General features: G+C 70.9%; 17 protein-coding genes. 6 read left to right on the forward strand and 11 right to left on the reverse strand.

Features of this window, described 5'->3' with window-relative positions; translation table 11 throughout:
- Positions 1 to 14: 14 nt before the first annotated feature.
- Together ftsH and rlmE are read right to left on the reverse strand one after the other, a co-directional pair.
- Positions 15 to 1,913 carry an ATP-dependent zinc metalloprotease FtsH gene (gene ftsH, locus JHW41_RS17535; RefSeq protein WP_057946833.1) on the reverse strand — a complete coding sequence of 633 codons (1,899 nt, stop codon included), beginning with the start codon at positions 1,911 to 1,913 and terminating at the stop codon, positions 15 to 17.
- 172 nt (positions 1,914 to 2,085) lie between these two features.
- Positions 2,086 to 2,733: a 23S rRNA (uridine(2552)-2'-O)-methyltransferase RlmE gene (rlmE, locus tag JHW41_RS17540; RefSeq protein ID WP_078999028.1), complete on the reverse strand. Its 648-nt coding sequence runs from the start codon at positions 2,731 to 2,733 to the stop codon at positions 2,086 to 2,088.
- A gap of 81 nt (positions 2,734 to 2,814) precedes the next feature.
- Here rlmE and yhbY point away from each other — a divergent pair, with 81 nt between their 5' ends.
- From yhbY to JHW41_RS17560, 4 genes are all read left to right on the forward strand, one after another.
- Positions 2,815 to 3,120 carry a ribosome assembly RNA-binding protein YhbY gene (gene yhbY, locus JHW41_RS17545; protein WP_057946831.1) on the forward strand — a complete coding sequence of 102 codons (306 nt, stop codon included), beginning with the start codon at positions 2,815 to 2,817 and terminating at the stop codon, positions 3,118 to 3,120.
- 149 nt (positions 3,121 to 3,269) lie between these two features.
- On the forward strand, positions 3,270 to 3,644 hold the full coding sequence (locus JHW41_RS17550) for an Mth938-like domain-containing protein (RefSeq protein WP_057946830.1): 375 nt from the start codon (positions 3,270 to 3,272) through the stop codon (positions 3,642 to 3,644).
- Positions 3,645 to 4,277, forward strand: coding sequence for a D-Ala-D-Ala carboxypeptidase family metallohydrolase (locus tag JHW41_RS17555; RefSeq protein ID WP_250444038.1), 633 nt, complete (start codon positions 3,645 to 3,647; stop codon positions 4,275 to 4,277).
- On the forward strand, positions 4,229 to 4,945 hold the full coding sequence (locus JHW41_RS17560; RefSeq protein WP_250444040.1) for a hypothetical protein: 717 nt from the start codon (positions 4,229 to 4,231) through the stop codon (positions 4,943 to 4,945). Before JHW41_RS17555 ends, JHW41_RS17560 begins: the two co-directional genes overlap by 49 nt.
- Positions 4,946 to 5,005: 60 nt before the next feature.
- Here the strand turns inward: JHW41_RS17560 and JHW41_RS17565 are convergent, their stop codons facing one another.
- The 6 genes from JHW41_RS17565 to surE all read right to left on the reverse strand — a co-directional run bounded on the left by JHW41_RS17565 (position 5,006) and on the right by surE (position 9,224).
- Positions 5,006 to 5,563: a hypothetical protein gene (locus tag JHW41_RS17565; RefSeq protein WP_250444042.1), complete on the reverse strand. Its 558-nt coding sequence runs from the start codon at positions 5,561 to 5,563 to the stop codon at positions 5,006 to 5,008.
- Between the two features lie 97 nt (positions 5,564 to 5,660).
- On the reverse strand, positions 5,661 to 6,158 hold the full coding sequence (locus JHW41_RS17570; RefSeq protein WP_250444044.1) for a hypothetical protein: 498 nt from the start codon (positions 6,156 to 6,158) through the stop codon (positions 5,661 to 5,663).
- 4 nt (positions 6,159 to 6,162) lie between these two features.
- Entirely contained in the window at positions 6,163 to 6,945 is a 783-nt protein-coding gene (locus tag JHW41_RS17575) for a peptidoglycan DD-metalloendopeptidase family protein (RefSeq protein WP_428995390.1), read from the reverse strand.
- Between the two features lie 115 nt (positions 6,946 to 7,060).
- Positions 7,061 to 7,672, reverse strand: a complete 612-nt coding sequence (locus JHW41_RS17580) for a YqaA family protein (protein ID WP_057950021.1) — start codon at positions 7,670 to 7,672, stop codon at positions 7,061 to 7,063.
- Positions 7,673 to 7,752: 80 nt separating this feature from the next.
- Positions 7,753 to 8,433, reverse strand: coding sequence for a protein-L-isoaspartate(D-aspartate) O-methyltransferase (locus JHW41_RS17585; protein WP_057946824.1), 681 nt, complete (start codon positions 8,431 to 8,433; stop codon positions 7,753 to 7,755).
- Positions 8,430 to 9,224 carry a 5'/3'-nucleotidase SurE gene (gene surE / locus JHW41_RS17590; protein WP_057946823.1) on the reverse strand — a complete coding sequence of 265 codons (795 nt, stop codon included), beginning with the start codon at positions 9,222 to 9,224 and terminating at the stop codon, positions 8,430 to 8,432. The genes JHW41_RS17585 and surE overlap by 4 nt, the downstream gene beginning before the upstream one ends.
- Positions 9,225 to 9,460: 236 nt before the next feature.
- On the opposite strand from surE, the gene JHW41_RS25995 reads away from it, so the two are divergent.
- Both JHW41_RS25995 and JHW41_RS17605 read left to right on the forward strand, forming a co-directional pair.
- Complete coding sequence (locus JHW41_RS25995; protein WP_269433009.1) at positions 9,461 to 10,216, forward strand: helix-turn-helix transcriptional regulator; 756 nt, start codon at positions 9,461 to 9,463, stop codon at positions 10,214 to 10,216.
- Between the two features lie 471 nt (positions 10,217 to 10,687).
- A complete protein-coding gene (locus tag JHW41_RS17605) occupies positions 10,688 to 11,272 on the forward strand; it encodes a Smr/MutS family protein (RefSeq protein ID WP_057946821.1) in 585 nt (194 codons plus the stop codon).
- A 33-nt stretch (positions 11,273 to 11,305) separates the two neighbouring features.
- Here JHW41_RS17605 and JHW41_RS17610 read toward each other — a convergent pair whose 3' ends face one another.
- The 3 genes from JHW41_RS17610 to ispF all read right to left on the reverse strand — a co-directional run bounded on the left by JHW41_RS17610 (position 11,306) and on the right by ispF (position 13,372).
- Positions 11,306 to 11,554 (reverse strand): hypothetical protein, encoded by a 249-nt coding sequence (locus JHW41_RS17610; RefSeq protein ID WP_057946820.1) that lies wholly within the window; start codon positions 11,552 to 11,554, stop codon positions 11,306 to 11,308.
- Positions 11,555 to 11,834: 280 nt separating this feature from the next.
- Positions 11,835 to 12,896 carry a tRNA pseudouridine(13) synthase TruD gene (gene truD, locus JHW41_RS17615; RefSeq protein WP_250444045.1) on the reverse strand — a complete coding sequence of 354 codons (1,062 nt, stop codon included), beginning with the start codon at positions 12,894 to 12,896 and terminating at the stop codon, positions 11,835 to 11,837.
- The gene (gene ispF / locus JHW41_RS17620; protein ID WP_250444048.1) at positions 12,893 to 13,372 is read right to left on the reverse strand and encodes a 2-C-methyl-D-erythritol 2,4-cyclodiphosphate synthase; all 480 of its coding nucleotides are present in this window, start codon (positions 13,370 to 13,372) and stop codon (positions 12,893 to 12,895) included. The genes truD and ispF overlap by 4 nt, the downstream gene beginning before the upstream one ends.
- Between the last annotated feature and the right edge of the window lie 31 nt (positions 13,373 to 13,403).

The raw sequence follows: 13,403 nt of genomic DNA on the forward strand, positions 1-13,403 counted from the left end.
TCAACGCAACTTCGTTAGGTCTGCGCCGCCGGCCCGCCGATCGCGCCGCCGGGACGGTTGTCGTCCTTCGACACCTTGCCCGACTTCGCCCAATCCGCCGGCGGACCCGGCTCGCGGCCGGCCATGATCGCGTCGATCTGGGTCGCGTCGATGGTCTCGTACTGCAGCAGCGCCTCGGCCATCACGTGCAACTTGTCGAGGTTGTCCTTGAGGATCTGCGAGGTGCGACCGTAAGCCTTGTCGAGGATCCCGCGCACCACTTCGTCGATCTTGCGCGCGGTCTCGTTGGACACGTTCTTGTGCTGGGTGACCGAACGGCCGAGGAACACTTCGTCCTCTTCCTCGCCGTAGGCGATCGGGCCCATCTCGTCGCTCAGGCCCCACTTGGTGACCATGTTGCGCGCCATCTTGGTCGCGCGCTCGATGTCGTTGGACGCGCCGGTGGTGACCTTGTCGCCGCCGAAGATCAGCTCCTCGGCGACGCGGCCGCCGTACAGCGAGCACAGCTGCGATTCGATCGCCACCCGGTTCATCGAGTACTTGTCGCCTTCCGGCAGGTACATGGTCACGCCGAGCGCGCGGCCGCGCGGAATGATGGTGACCTTATAGACCGGGTCGTGCTCCGGCACGATCCGGCCGACGATGGCGTGGCCGGCCTCGTGGTACGCGGTGAGCTTCTTCTCGTCCTCGCTCATCGCCATCGAGCGGCGCTCGGCGCCCATCAGGATCTTGTCGCGCGCCTTGTCGAAGTGCTCCATGCGCACTTCCTTGGCGTTCTCGCGCGCGGCGAACAGCGCCGCCTCGTTGCACAGGTTGGCCAAGTCGGCGCCCGAGAAACCCGGGGTGCCGCGGGCGATGGTCATCGGCTCGACGTCCTCGTGCAGCGGCAGCTTGCGCATGTGCACGCGCAGGATCTGCTCGCGGCCCTTGACGTCGGGCAGGCCGACCACGACCTGGCGGTCGAAGCGGCCCGGGCGCAGCAGCGCCGGGTCGAGCACGTCGGGGCGGTTGGTCGCGGCGATCACGATCACGCCTTCGCCGCCTTCGAAGCCGTCCATCTCGACCAGCAACTGGTTGAGGGTCTGCTCGCGCTCGTCGTGGCCGCCGCCGAGGCCGGCGCCGCGATGGCGGCCGACCGCGTCGATTTCGTCGATGAAGATGATGCACGGCGCGTGCTTCTTGGCCTGCTCGAACATGTCGCGCACGCGGCTGGCGCCGACGCCGACGAACATCTCGACGAAGTCGGAACCGGAAATGGAGAAGAACGGCACCTTGGCCTCGCCGGCGATGGCGCGCGCCAGCAGGGTCTTGCCGGTGCCCGGCGGGCCGACCATCAGCACGCCGCGCGGGATCTTGCCGCCGAGCTTCTGGAACTTGGACGGATCGCGCAGGAACTCGACCAGCTCGCCGACTTCCTCCTTGGCCTCGTCGCAGCCGGCGACGTCGGCCAGGGTCACCTTGACCTGGTCCTCGCCCTGCAGCTTGGCGCGCGAACGGCCGAAGCTCATCGCGCCCTTGCTGCCGCCCTGCTGCATCTGGCGCATGAAATAGACCCAGATGCCGATGAACAGCAGCCACGGCAGCACGTTGACCAGGATCATGATCAACGACGGGCTGCTCGACGGCGGGGTCTGCTCGGTGACGACCTTGTGGTTGATCAGGTCGTTGATCAGGTACGGGTCGCGCGTGGCGTAGGTGGTGAACTTGCTCTCGTCCTTACGCGTACCGGTGATCGTGGTGCCATCGTCGGAGATCTTCACCTCCTTGATGCGGTCGTTCTGGACCTGGTTGACGAACTGGTCGTAGGCGAGCACCTCGGTGCCGGCGGTGCGCGGACCGAACGCCTGGAACACCACCATCAGCACGACGGCGACGATCACCCAGAGCAGCAGATTCTTGGCCAAATCGTTCATTTGTTTCCTACCCTGCGGCCCCGCGGGGCCCGTGGCCGCGAACGCCTCTTGCGCCCGCGGTAACTGCCAGATTCTCACACCCACCGCCCCGGTACATCTGCCGGCGGCGGCGCCGTTCACGAACAGGCTCGTTCAGCAAGCCCCGCCTGCCGGCCTGTCCGGGCGGCCCCGGTCAGGTCGGCGTCGCCCGTTTGCCCTGGGCCAGCGCATAGACCTCCGGCGACCGCTTGCGCGAGGCCGCCGGCTTGCGGATCGAGACCTTGGCGTAGCGCCGGCGCAGTTCGCGCACGTACTCGTCGAAGCCCACGCCCTGGAACAGCTTGATCAGGAAGGTGCCTTCGACCCTCAGGTGCCGGTCGGCGAAGTCCATCGCCAGCTCCGAGAGGTGCATCGCCCGCGGCAGGTCGACCGCGTCCACCCCGCTCATATTGGGGGCCATGTCGGACAGCACAAGGTCCACGACCTGGCCGTCCAGCGTGGATTCCAGCTGGGCCAGGACCGCATCTTCGCGGAAATCGCCGTGAATGAACTCGACGCCGGCCAGGCCGGGCATGTCCAGGATGTCCAGGGCCACGATCCGCCCGGGCTGTTTCGGCCACAGCCGCTCCATTTCTTGGCGGACCCACTGCGACCAGCCGCCCGGAGCCGCGCCCAGGTCGACCACGACCATGCCCGGCTTGAGCAGGCGGTCGCGCTCGACCAGTTCCTCCAGCTTGTAGGCCGCGCGCGAGCGCAATCCCTCGGACTTGGCCTTCTTCACGAAGGGGTCGGAGAAGTGTTCCTTCAGCCAGCGCTGGCTGGATTTGCTGCGCGTCGCCATGAGCGTGGGGCGCCGGTCCGGATGGGGGGTGGGGGCGCCATGATACCCTGAGCGCCCTTTCCGCTTAGTTCGCGTGTCCCGATGCCGACCCTGTTGACCTCCGCCCAGACCCGTTTCCTGCGCGGACAGGCCCACGATCTCAAGGCCATGTTGCAGGTCGGCGGCAAAGGCGTCACCGATGCCCTGATCGCCGAGATCGACCTGGCCCTGGAGCATCACGAACTGATCAAGGTCAAGGTCGGCGCCGAAGACCGCGAGGCCCGCGACACCCTGATCTCCGACCTCGCCGAGCGCACCGGCGCCGCCCTGGTCCAGCGCATCGGCCATACCGCGGTGCTGTACCGTCCGAGCAAGGACAAGCGCCAGATCGTGCTGCCGCGGGCGTAAGCGGCGGGAGCCTCGGACCCGGGACCTGGGACCCGGGACCCGATGATCTAGTTCCGTGCGATCTTGACGCAATCCGCTGACCTGCCAGCCTTTGCGGGTCCCCGGTCCCCGGTCCCCGGTCCCCGGTCCCCAGTCCCGAACCCACCGCCATGCAACTGATCCTGGAACGCCCCGACCACGAGTTCTTCCTGCGCGGCGCCGACGGCCGCGCGGCCCTGGTCAACGACCGGCGGCTGGAGCGCAGCTTCATCCTGGCGCCGAATGCGCTGATCGAGGACTGGGCGGTCAGCGACGTGCGCGGGCTGACCCTGGCGGACCTGGAACCCTTGTTCGCGCTGCAGCCGGAGCTGATCGTGCTCGGCTGCGGCGCCACCCAGGCGTTCCCGCCGGCGGCGACCCTGGCCGCCAGCCTGGGCCGCAAGGTCGGCCTGGAATCGATGACCAACGCCGCCGCCGCGCGCACCTTCAACGTGCTCGCCGGCGAGGGCCGGCGCGTGGTCGCCGGATTCGTGCTGGGCGCCTGAATGCGGGCGCCGGCCGGCGTCTCAACCCTGATTAAGACAAGTCTGGCGGCATCGCTGCTGGCCGGCTGCGCCGCGGACACGCCCGAGCAGCGCTTCGAGCGCTGGCGCGGCGACGGGCGCGAGGCGCAGGTCCGCGCCTATGCCGACCACCTCGCCCGCCACGGCGTCGCCGCGGTCGCGCCGCTTTCGCAACAGTTGCGCAGCGGGCGCAACTGGCGCTGGTGCGGCGCCGACGAGTTCGCCCTGCCGCCGCGCGCGTCGTGGCCGCGCAGCGTGGCGACCCTGCGCCTGCTGGCCGAACTGCGCGCGGCCGGACTGATCGACGGCGCGCGCATCGTCTCGGGCTACCGCGCGCCCGAGTTCAACCGCTGCGAAGGCGGAAGCCGCCAGAGCCGCCACATGGCCGGCGGCGCCTACGACCTGGAACTGGCCGCCGACACCGACGGCGCCAGGCTGTGCGCGTTCTGGCGCCGGCGCGGCCCCGCCACCGGCTTCGGCCTGGGCTTCTACGACCGCCGCCGCCTGCACGTGGACACCGCCGGCCTGCGCACCTGGGGCGGCGACTACACCCGCAAGACCTCGCCGTGCCTGCGGCCCGGCGCGATTGGCGCCGGATCGGGCGCGGCGTTATAACGGCGCCGACGCGGCGCAGCGCCGCGATCGAACGCGCAAGGTGGCGCATGACCCAGGACCGCATCGCACCCGACCTCATCGCACCCGACAGCGCCGCACCCGACGGCGCCGCAACCGCGCCCGCGCTCGTCGCCGGAGACGCGCAAGCGCTGGATGCGCGCGAACGCGATTTCCTGCGCGCCAAGCAATCGAGCGAAGCGCCGCGGGTGCTGTGGTCGTGCGTCGCGCTGGGGGTGGTCTGCTTCGTGCCCGCGATCGTCTTCGATCCGGATTTCCGCAACGTCTGGGCGATCGCTGGAATCTCCGCGGCGATCGGCTTCATGGCCTTGCTCGCCTGGAGCGAATCGCTGGATCAATCCAACCTGCGCGACGACCTCGCCGCCGGAATCAAACTGTGGCGCGAAGGCGTGCTCACCGGCGTCATGGAACGCGACGACGGCGAGAGCTGGCCGCCGATCTACTGCCTCTACATCGCCCTCGACGGCGACGACCCGGAACTGCCGACGCGGTTCTCGGTGCCATGGCACTGCTACGAGGCCGTGCGCACCGACCGGCGCGTGCGCATCGCCTATGCGCCGAAGGCGCTGCGGCTGTTGAACCTGATCGATGGCGACTACCAATACGTCGCGGTGCTTCGACAGTTCGACGAGCATCCGCCGCCGCCGTGAGCGCCGCGATCCGCATCGGCGCGGTGCCGCGCCGGATCGTTGCGGCTCCGGCCCGGGTTGCTACGCGGGCCGCTTCTCGCCCGCCTCGCCGTCATCGCAGATGGAGTACTCGTAGCCGGCCGTACGCAGTTGGATGATCGTCATGCTGTTCGGGACATAGGCGATCCGCACCGCGTCGTCGATACGGACCGCGCGGTACAAGGCCTCGTCCGCCTGGAAAATCAGCGGCCGCGACGGCCCCCCGTCGACCACCACCCACAGGCAGCGCGACGGCGGCCCGCCGTCCGATGAGTCGGTGGGCATCTGCACGATCCGCCCGGTGACGATCAGCTTGATTCTCGCAGCGGCGTCGGCCTCGACCCGGTCGTCGGCATTGGCCGTCACGAACGCTATCAGGCCCAGGCCGCAGACGACGGCAAACGCGATCGCCACGGCCGCGCCCCAGCTCAGGCCTTCGGGCTCCAGGGCGACGACGACGAGGGGAAAGATCCCGCCGATCGACGCCACGCACGCGAGCATCCCGATCAGCCCGCAACCGCCCGTCTTGCGCGCCGCGAGCCGGCCGCGTTCGCATTCGCTGAGCGGTTCGGTTTTCGCTGCGCTGGGCGCTGCCGCCATGTCGACGATCCTTGTGCTTTGCGTTGCGCGTCGCCGGCGCGCGATTTGGCGACGCCTCGACGCTTGTGGGAGGGCCTTCAGGCCCGACGCATTCCGCTCAGCCCGCCGCGCCGAGGCCAGCGCTTGCCGTCTGCAACGCCAGCGCGAACGCCAGTTCGCCCGACTCGCCCCACCACGGCACCGCGACTTCCGCACCGCGTTTGCGCAACCGCGCCAACAGCCGCAACAACGCGCCGATCTCGCTCTCGCCCCATTGCGGCCCCATCCGGTAATTCAGGATCAGCTCCTCGTCGGAGACGAACACGCCCAAATCCGGCAGCACGCACCCGTCTACCTGCGCGGCGCGCAACAACCGGTAGAAGGCCTCGATCTCGCCGGACACGACCCGCCGCGCGTCCTGCGGCCCGCGATAGGGTTCTTCGCGATCGTGGACGCGGCTCCAGACGCAGGCCATATCGCGCGATGCGTCGCACGCGCCGGGCAGGCCGAACAGGTACTCCAACGCCATTACCAGCAGCGCGGGCTGGGCGAAGCGCAGCTCTATCTCCGGCAGCGAGCCGTCGTCGTCGTGGAAGTACTCGCCTAGCGCCGGCATCGGCTCATTTCGCCGGCAGGTACAACAACGGATCCACCGGCTTGGCGTTGTAGCGCACCTCGAAGTGCAACTGGTCGCGCGCCGCGCCGCTGCGGCCCATCTCGGCGATCTGCTGGCCGGACTTCACCAACTGGCCTTCGTTGACCAGGCGCTTGCGGTTGTGGCCGTACGCCGACAGCCACTGTTCGTTGTGCTTGACGATGATCAGCTCGCCGTAGCCGACCAGGCCGGTGCCGGAGTACACCACCACGCCGTCGGCGGCCGCGCGCACCGGCGTGCCCGGGGCGCCGCCGATGTCGATGCCCTGCTTGGTCGGTTCGTTGGCGACGTAGCGGCCCAGCAGCGGGCCGTCGGCCGGCCAGCGCCAGCGGATGCCGCTGTCGATCGGCGCGGCCGGCGCCGGTGCGGGCGCGCTGGGACGCGAGCCGCCGGAGCCGGCCGAGGACGAACCCGCGGACGACGAACCGCCGCGTCCCGGCGGATACAGCTTCAGGCGCTGGCCCGGATACAGGTTGTACGGCGGCGACAGGCCGTTCCAGGCGGCCAGGTCGGCCATCTGGATGCCGTTGTTGGCGGCGATCCGGTACAGGCCTTCGCCGCGCTGCACGACCACGGTCGCGCCGGGCTTGGCCACCGACGGGCGCTGCGCAGGCGCCGCCGGGCGGCCGCCGCGCGAGCCGCCGCGGGAAGGTTCGCGCACGACCGAACTCGAACAACCGATCAGGGCGAGCGTGGCCAGCAGGCAGGCGGCCATCGCCAGGGTCGGGGTTCGGTTGGTCTCGCTCATGATCGTCCTCTTGCCGCGCCGCTCGCCGGGCGCGTGGTGTCGCTGTCTCGATCCGGCCGGCCGTGCAGGCCCGCCGTCCCGCGGTGGTGCGCGCCAGTGTCGCCGGACGCGCGCCTCAGCGCTGTGAATGCCAGACCAGCACGGCGATCGCGACCGCCACCACGGCGGTGGCGATCCAGCCGATCGGCTCGATGTACCGGCGCAACGCGGCTTCGGCGCGCTCGCCGCCGATGCGGATCGCGAGCGCCAGCAGGTACACCCGCTTGGCCCGGCCGATGAACATGCTGGGCAGGTATTGCAGCATAGGCACGCCGACGATGCCCGACGCCCAGGTGAACACCTTCATCGGGATCGGCATGAAGCCGCCGAGCACCAGGAAGGTGAACACCGCCCACGGCGACTCGACCATCTTGGCCTGGACCGTGGCGATGCCGGCCTCGATCGAGGGCAGCATGCCCAACGCGGCGAACATCGGCTTGAGCGCTTCGAAGGCGTAATGGCCGAGCGCATAGCCGACCACGGCGCCGAGCATCGAGCCGACGATGCTCAAGGTCGCGAACCAGAACGCGCGTTTGGGCTGGGCCACCGACATCGGCGCCAGCATCACCTCGGGCATGATCGGGAAGATGATCGCCTCGATGAAGCTCAGCCCGGTCAGGTAGGCCGGGGCGTGGCGGTGGCGGGCCCAGGAAATGGTGCGCTCGTAGAGCGGTCCGAAGATTTTCAATGCCATGCGGGAAGTCGGCCGAAGAAGCGGCCGCGCGGCCGCTGGATGGTCGGCGGCGGCCGCGCGGCCGCCGCAGGGGGTCAGTCGATCATGCCCGACAGCAGCGGCACGAACACCACCGGCGCGAGCGTGGTTTGGGCGACGTTGCCGTCCGCGTCCTTGCGCAGCTTGAGCAGCGACTGCGAGGAAGCGGCGCCGACCGGCGCGACCAGGGTGCCGCCGGGCGCGAGCTGCTCGGTCAGCGCGTCCACCAGCGCCGGCGCCGCGGCGGTGACGATGATCGCGTCGAACGGGCCGTTCTCGGGCCAGCCGATGCGGCCGTCGTCGTGCTTGCTGCGCACGTTCAGGCCGAGCTGGCGAAAGCGCTTGCGCGCGGTGCGCAGCAGCTCGCCGATGCGCTCGACGGTATGCACTTCCAGCCCCAGCGCGGCCAGGATCGCGGCCTGGTAGCCCGAGCCGGTGCCGATCTCCAGCACCTTGGCCGGCGGGCCGTCCTCGAACAGCGCCTCGGTCATGCGCGCCACCACCCACGGCTGGGAGATGGTCTGGTTGTGGCCGATCGGCAGCGCGGTGTCCTCGTAGGCGCGCATCGCCAGCGCCTCGTCGACGAACAGGTGGCGCGGCACGGTGCGGATCGCGTTGAGCACGCGCTCGTCGCGGATGCCGGCCTCGCGCAAGCGCTCGACCAGGCGGTCGCGCACGCGCTGCGAAGTCAGGCCGCTGCCGATGGCCTCCGGCTGCAGGCGCATGCGCTGGATCATGCCGCGCTCTCCGCCTTGGGCGCGTCCAGCGACGCGGCCAGGCCGCCGACCCAGCTGGCGACCTGCTCCAGGGCCTGGTAGCGGGTCAGGTCGACATGGATCGGGGTGATCGAGATGTTGCCGGTGCGCACGGCATGGAAATCGGTGCCGGCGCCGGCGTCGGCCTCGGCGCCTGCCGGGCCGATCCACCACCACTGGCGCCCGCGCGGATCGCGCTGCGGGATGCAGGCCTCGGCGCGGTGGCGGTTGCCCAGGCGGGTGACCTCGAAACCGGCGACCTCGTCCCACGCCAGGTCGGGCACGTTGACGTTGAGGATGGTGTCGGCCGGCAGCGGATCGGTGCGCAGGCGGGCGATGATCTCGACCGCCGCGCGCGCCGCGGTTTCGTAGTGGCGGCCGTCGTGATCGGCCGCGGCCAGCGACATCGCCACCGCCGGCAGGCCGAGGAAGCGGCCTTCCATCGCCGCGGCGACGGTGCCGGAATAGATCACGTCGTCGCCCATGTTGGCGGTGGTGTTGATGCCGGAGACGACGATGTCGGGTTCCAGCTCGAGCATGCCGGCCAGGGCCACGTGCACGCAGTCGGTCGGGGTGCCGTAGACCCGCCAGGTCGTCTCGTCGAGGCGGGCGACCCGCACCGGCATGTCCAGGGTCAGCGAATTGCTCGCGCCGGAGCGGTCGCGGTCGGGCGCGACCACCAGCACTTCGTGTCCGGCCTCGCGCAGCCCCTGGGCGAGGATGCGGATGCCGGGCGCGTCGACGCCGTCGTCGTTGCTGACCAATACGCGCATGAGACTCCGCTGACGGAAAGACAGACGTGGGGGAGCCCCGGATGATACCCGATAGGGCCGCGGGCTTCCCGCGCGGGCGTGTCGCGAGCGGGCCGCGGCCTTGCCTGGCGCGCGTTTCGGCGCGGCGCGGCGGTTCGCCGCGGGCGCGTCGAAGGTGCGCTGCTGCCCGGTTGCGATCTGAGATCGGCGGCACGCGGCGTGCGTATGTATGATGGCCCGAACCCGCCGGAACGCAGGTGATCAGGCACGGCATGGAGTATTGGGACCATATCGATCGAGTGCTGCGCGCTGCGACGTTGGACGAGGTCAAGTCGGTGACCTCGGCCTTTTCCCGCGCGGTCGGCTTCCACAACCACGGCTACGCGACCAAGCTGCGCGAGCCGCTGCCCGGCGGTTCGGATTTCGTGTTCTTCGAGGACTTCGACAGCGACTGGTCGAAGACCTACCCGGCGCTGGCCGCGCCCGACGCCGAGCGCAGCGACCCGCGCATCACCCTCTCGCGCGAGGGCCTGCCCGCGGTGGCCTGGAACTCGCGCGGCCGCACCACCTGGGAACCGCGCCCGCAGCTGTACCAGATCGGCCGCCGCACCCTGATGGCGGCCGGCGAATTCGGCCTGCACGGCGGCATCACCGTGCCGAGCTGGTCGCCGGGCACGCAGTGGTCGTTCACCACCTTCACCGTCAATGCGCTGGCCGATCCGCGCGAACTGGTGCCGACCCTCGGCCAGGCGGTGTACTTCGTCAGCTGCATGCACGCGGCGATGGACCGGCTGCTGCGCCGGCCGCGCCACGCGCCCAAGCTCAGCGAGCGCGAATGCGAGGTGCTGCGCTGGTCGGCGGTCGGCAAGACCTCGTGGGAGATCTCGATGATCCTGCAGATCAGCGAGCGCACGGTGAACTTCCACCTGCAGCAGGTGGCGCGCAAGCTCGGGGTCAAGGGCCGGCGCGCGGCCTGCGCGCGCGCGGTCGCGCTGGGATTGATCGCGTTGTAGCCGTACGCCGCGGCGGCCGGCGCGGGCTTTGCCGAATCGGCCGGTTCGCTGTCGTGCGCGCGCACCCCGTGCGGCGTGTCGCGCGACAGCCTCGCCATGCGCCGACACCCTGCCGCCTCTCGACGATCCTCGTTGCGAGGCACGCCGGAACGCATTCAGCCCTGGCCTTTCGCCGCGTCTTTCGCCGCGCCCCGGCGACTGTCACTTCTGACAGGACCGCCCTCGCCCATCGCGCGTAGCGTGATGAACTACGCGTTCGCGGCACCCTCGACTGCGCGCCGACGGCGCGAGGGGACAGCGCAGCGCGTGCCGCGCTTTTCGATCTGCGCGTTTCAATCCGCGCGCTTCAATCAGTGTTTCCCCGGTGACGGCCCGATACCGACGGGCCGCAAGTCCCATGGAAGGGCCGGGGCTTTCTTTTTCCCCGATCGCCGCGCGCCGCCTTCGCCGCGCGACGATTATCCTGTGCCGATGACGTCCCACCCCGACCGCCCCGAAGACGCCGGCGACGACGACGACGCGGCGCTGTTCCGCGCCGCCATCGGCGAGGTCCGCCGCCTGCCCGAGGCCGCGCTGCCGCCGGCCGCGCCCAAGCCGCGCCCGCGTCCGCGCATGGCCGAACGCGACGAAGCCCTGGCGCGCGAGGAATTCCGCCACGCCCTCGACGAACAGTTGCTGGAAGCCGGCGACGCGCTGAGCTATCGCCGCGACGAACTGCCGCCGAAGGTGTTCGCGCGGCTGCGCCGCGGCGAGATTTCGGCGCAGGAAGAACTCGACCTGCACGGCAGCCCCGTGCGCGAGGCCGAAGCGCTGCTGCGCGCCTTCCTCAACGACGCGCGCAGCCACGAACTGGGCTGCGTGCGCATCATCCACGGCAAGGGCCGCGGCGGCGGCAACGACTTCCTCGACAGCCGCGGCCTGCCGGTGCTCAAGAACCTGGTCGACCGGATGCTGCGCCAGCGCGCGGACGTGCTGGCGTTCCATTCCGCGCCGCCCGCGCAGGGCGGGACCGGCGCGGTGGTGGTGTTGCTGGCGCGGCCGCAGCGCCGACGCTGAGCGACGGCGCCGCGGCGCGCGACGCGGGCGCGCTCAGTGGGTGGCCTGCGCCACCGCCGCGCCGCGCTTGGGCGGAGGATTGACCCAGACCAGGCCGATGCCGCGGCGACGGGCGATGCGCTCGACCTGAGCGACATAGATCTCATCGCGCGTCAGCGGTGCGGACTGCGGCGCGCCGACCGCGGCCGGCTCGACATAGGCGCTCTTGCTCTGGGTCCCGGCGCAGGCGGCCAGCCCCAGGACGGACAACGACAGGACGGCAATACGCAAGCAGGCGTTCATGGCTCCGGCTCCCTGACGTGTGGGCCCGGACGCGGAATCGAGGCCGGGCGGCAACCGCGTTTTCGCGGCTGTCGATTCGGCTTATACGCCGCCCGTCGGCGCGGGCCAGTGCCGGCATTCACCACCCGACGAGCGGTCGCGCGGCGCGCGCGAATGCGCAATCCAGGGCAAGCGCGGACGCGCGGGAAACCCGTCGGCGGCGGCCTCGGGCCGGTGCGATCCATGCCCGGCGGCCAGCGCAAACCCGCCGTGCGCGGGCGCGACCGCGACGCCGGCCGGATCAGCGCGCGCCGTCGATCGCGCCCAGCTCGGCCAGCACCACGGTGGCGTAGGCGCCGGCCGGCAACGCGAAGCCCAGTTCCAGCGCGCCGTCGTCGAGCCAGCGCCATTGCAACGACTCCGCGCGCAGCCGCAGCGCGCGCCGCTCCTGCTCCAGCCCGGCCGCTTCCAGGCCGGCGCGCAGCGCCAGCGCCTGCTCGTCCTGCAACGCGGCCAGTTCCAGCGCGCGCACCGCGCCGGCGCTGCGCAGTTCGCCTCGGCCCCACAGCGGGCCGCTGGGATGGATGTCGCTGCCCGCCAGGCGCTCGGCCAAGGCCTCGCTCCACGGTTCCGGCCCGAACACGCTGCGGCTGCCGGCCAGCGACCACACCTCGCCGTCGAGGCCGGCGCCGTCGCGCAGGCCGGCCCAGCTGCCGTCGCGCACGCGCGCGGCCAGGGCGCGGTTGAACAGTTCCGAACGCGCGGCCGACAACAGCAGGCTGCGCTGCTCGCGGCGCACGCGGCGGCCGGCGAACATCGCCAGCGCGTTGGCGACGTTGTCGCCGTCGCGGCCGAAGCGCTGTTCGCCGAAATAGTTGGGCACGCCGTCGGCGACGATCGCGCGCAAGCGCCGTTCGACCGCGTCGCGCTCGCCGTCCACGTCGCGCAAGGCCAGCACGAAGCGGTTGCCCGCCAACGCGCCGCGCGGCAGTTTCTTCGCATGCCAGTGATGTTCGAGCACGCGCAGCTCGTCGCTTTCCAGCTCGGCCAGCGCCGGCGCCACCCGCTTGGGCAGGTGCACGCTGAAGCGCTGCACGGTCACCGCGTGGCGGTCCTTGAGCCCGGCGTAGCCGATCGCGACCTCGCCCACGCCCGCCCATTGCGCCAGCCGCTTGGCCGCGAAGGCGGTGTTCATGCCGCGCTTCTCCACGGTCAGCAGCAGGTGCTCGCCGCTGCCGCTGGCGGCGAACGACGGCAGTTCCTCGACTCGGAAATCCTCCGGCGCGCTGCGGATGCGCGCGCGCAGCGCCGGCGCGCCGTGCGCGCGCGGCAGCCCGCCCAGGCCGTTGTCGTCGCCGCTCATGCGCCCACCAGCAGGCACACGGCCGTCGCCGCGATGCCCTCGCCGCGCCCGGTGAAACCGAGCTTTTCCGAAGTGGTGGCCTTGACGCTGACCGCGTCCACCGCGATGCCCAGGTCCGCGGCGATCGACTCGCGCATCGCCTGCGCGTGCGGGCCGACCTTGGGCCGCTCGCAGATCACGGTGACGTCGCAGTTGCCGACCTTGTAGCCGCGCTTCGCGATCAATTCGTTGCAATGGCGCAGGAACGTGCGGCTGTCCGCCCCGCGCCAGCGCTCGTCGCTGGGCGGGAAATGCTTGCCGATGTCGCCTAGCGCCAACGCGCCGAGCATCGCGTCGCACAGCGCGTGCAGCACCACGTCGCCGTCGGAATGGGCGATCACGCCGCGCTCGTGCGTCACGCGCACGCCGCCGAGCATCACGTGGTCGCCGTCGCCGAATGCGTGGACGTCGTAGCCTTGGCCGATGCGGATGTTCATTGTCGAGAAGTGAGTGGAGAGGAGTGAGCGA

Source organism: Lysobacter enzymogenes, from assembly GCF_023617245.1.
Classification (GTDB): Bacteria; Pseudomonadota; Gammaproteobacteria; order Xanthomonadales; family Xanthomonadaceae; genus Lysobacter; species Lysobacter yananisis.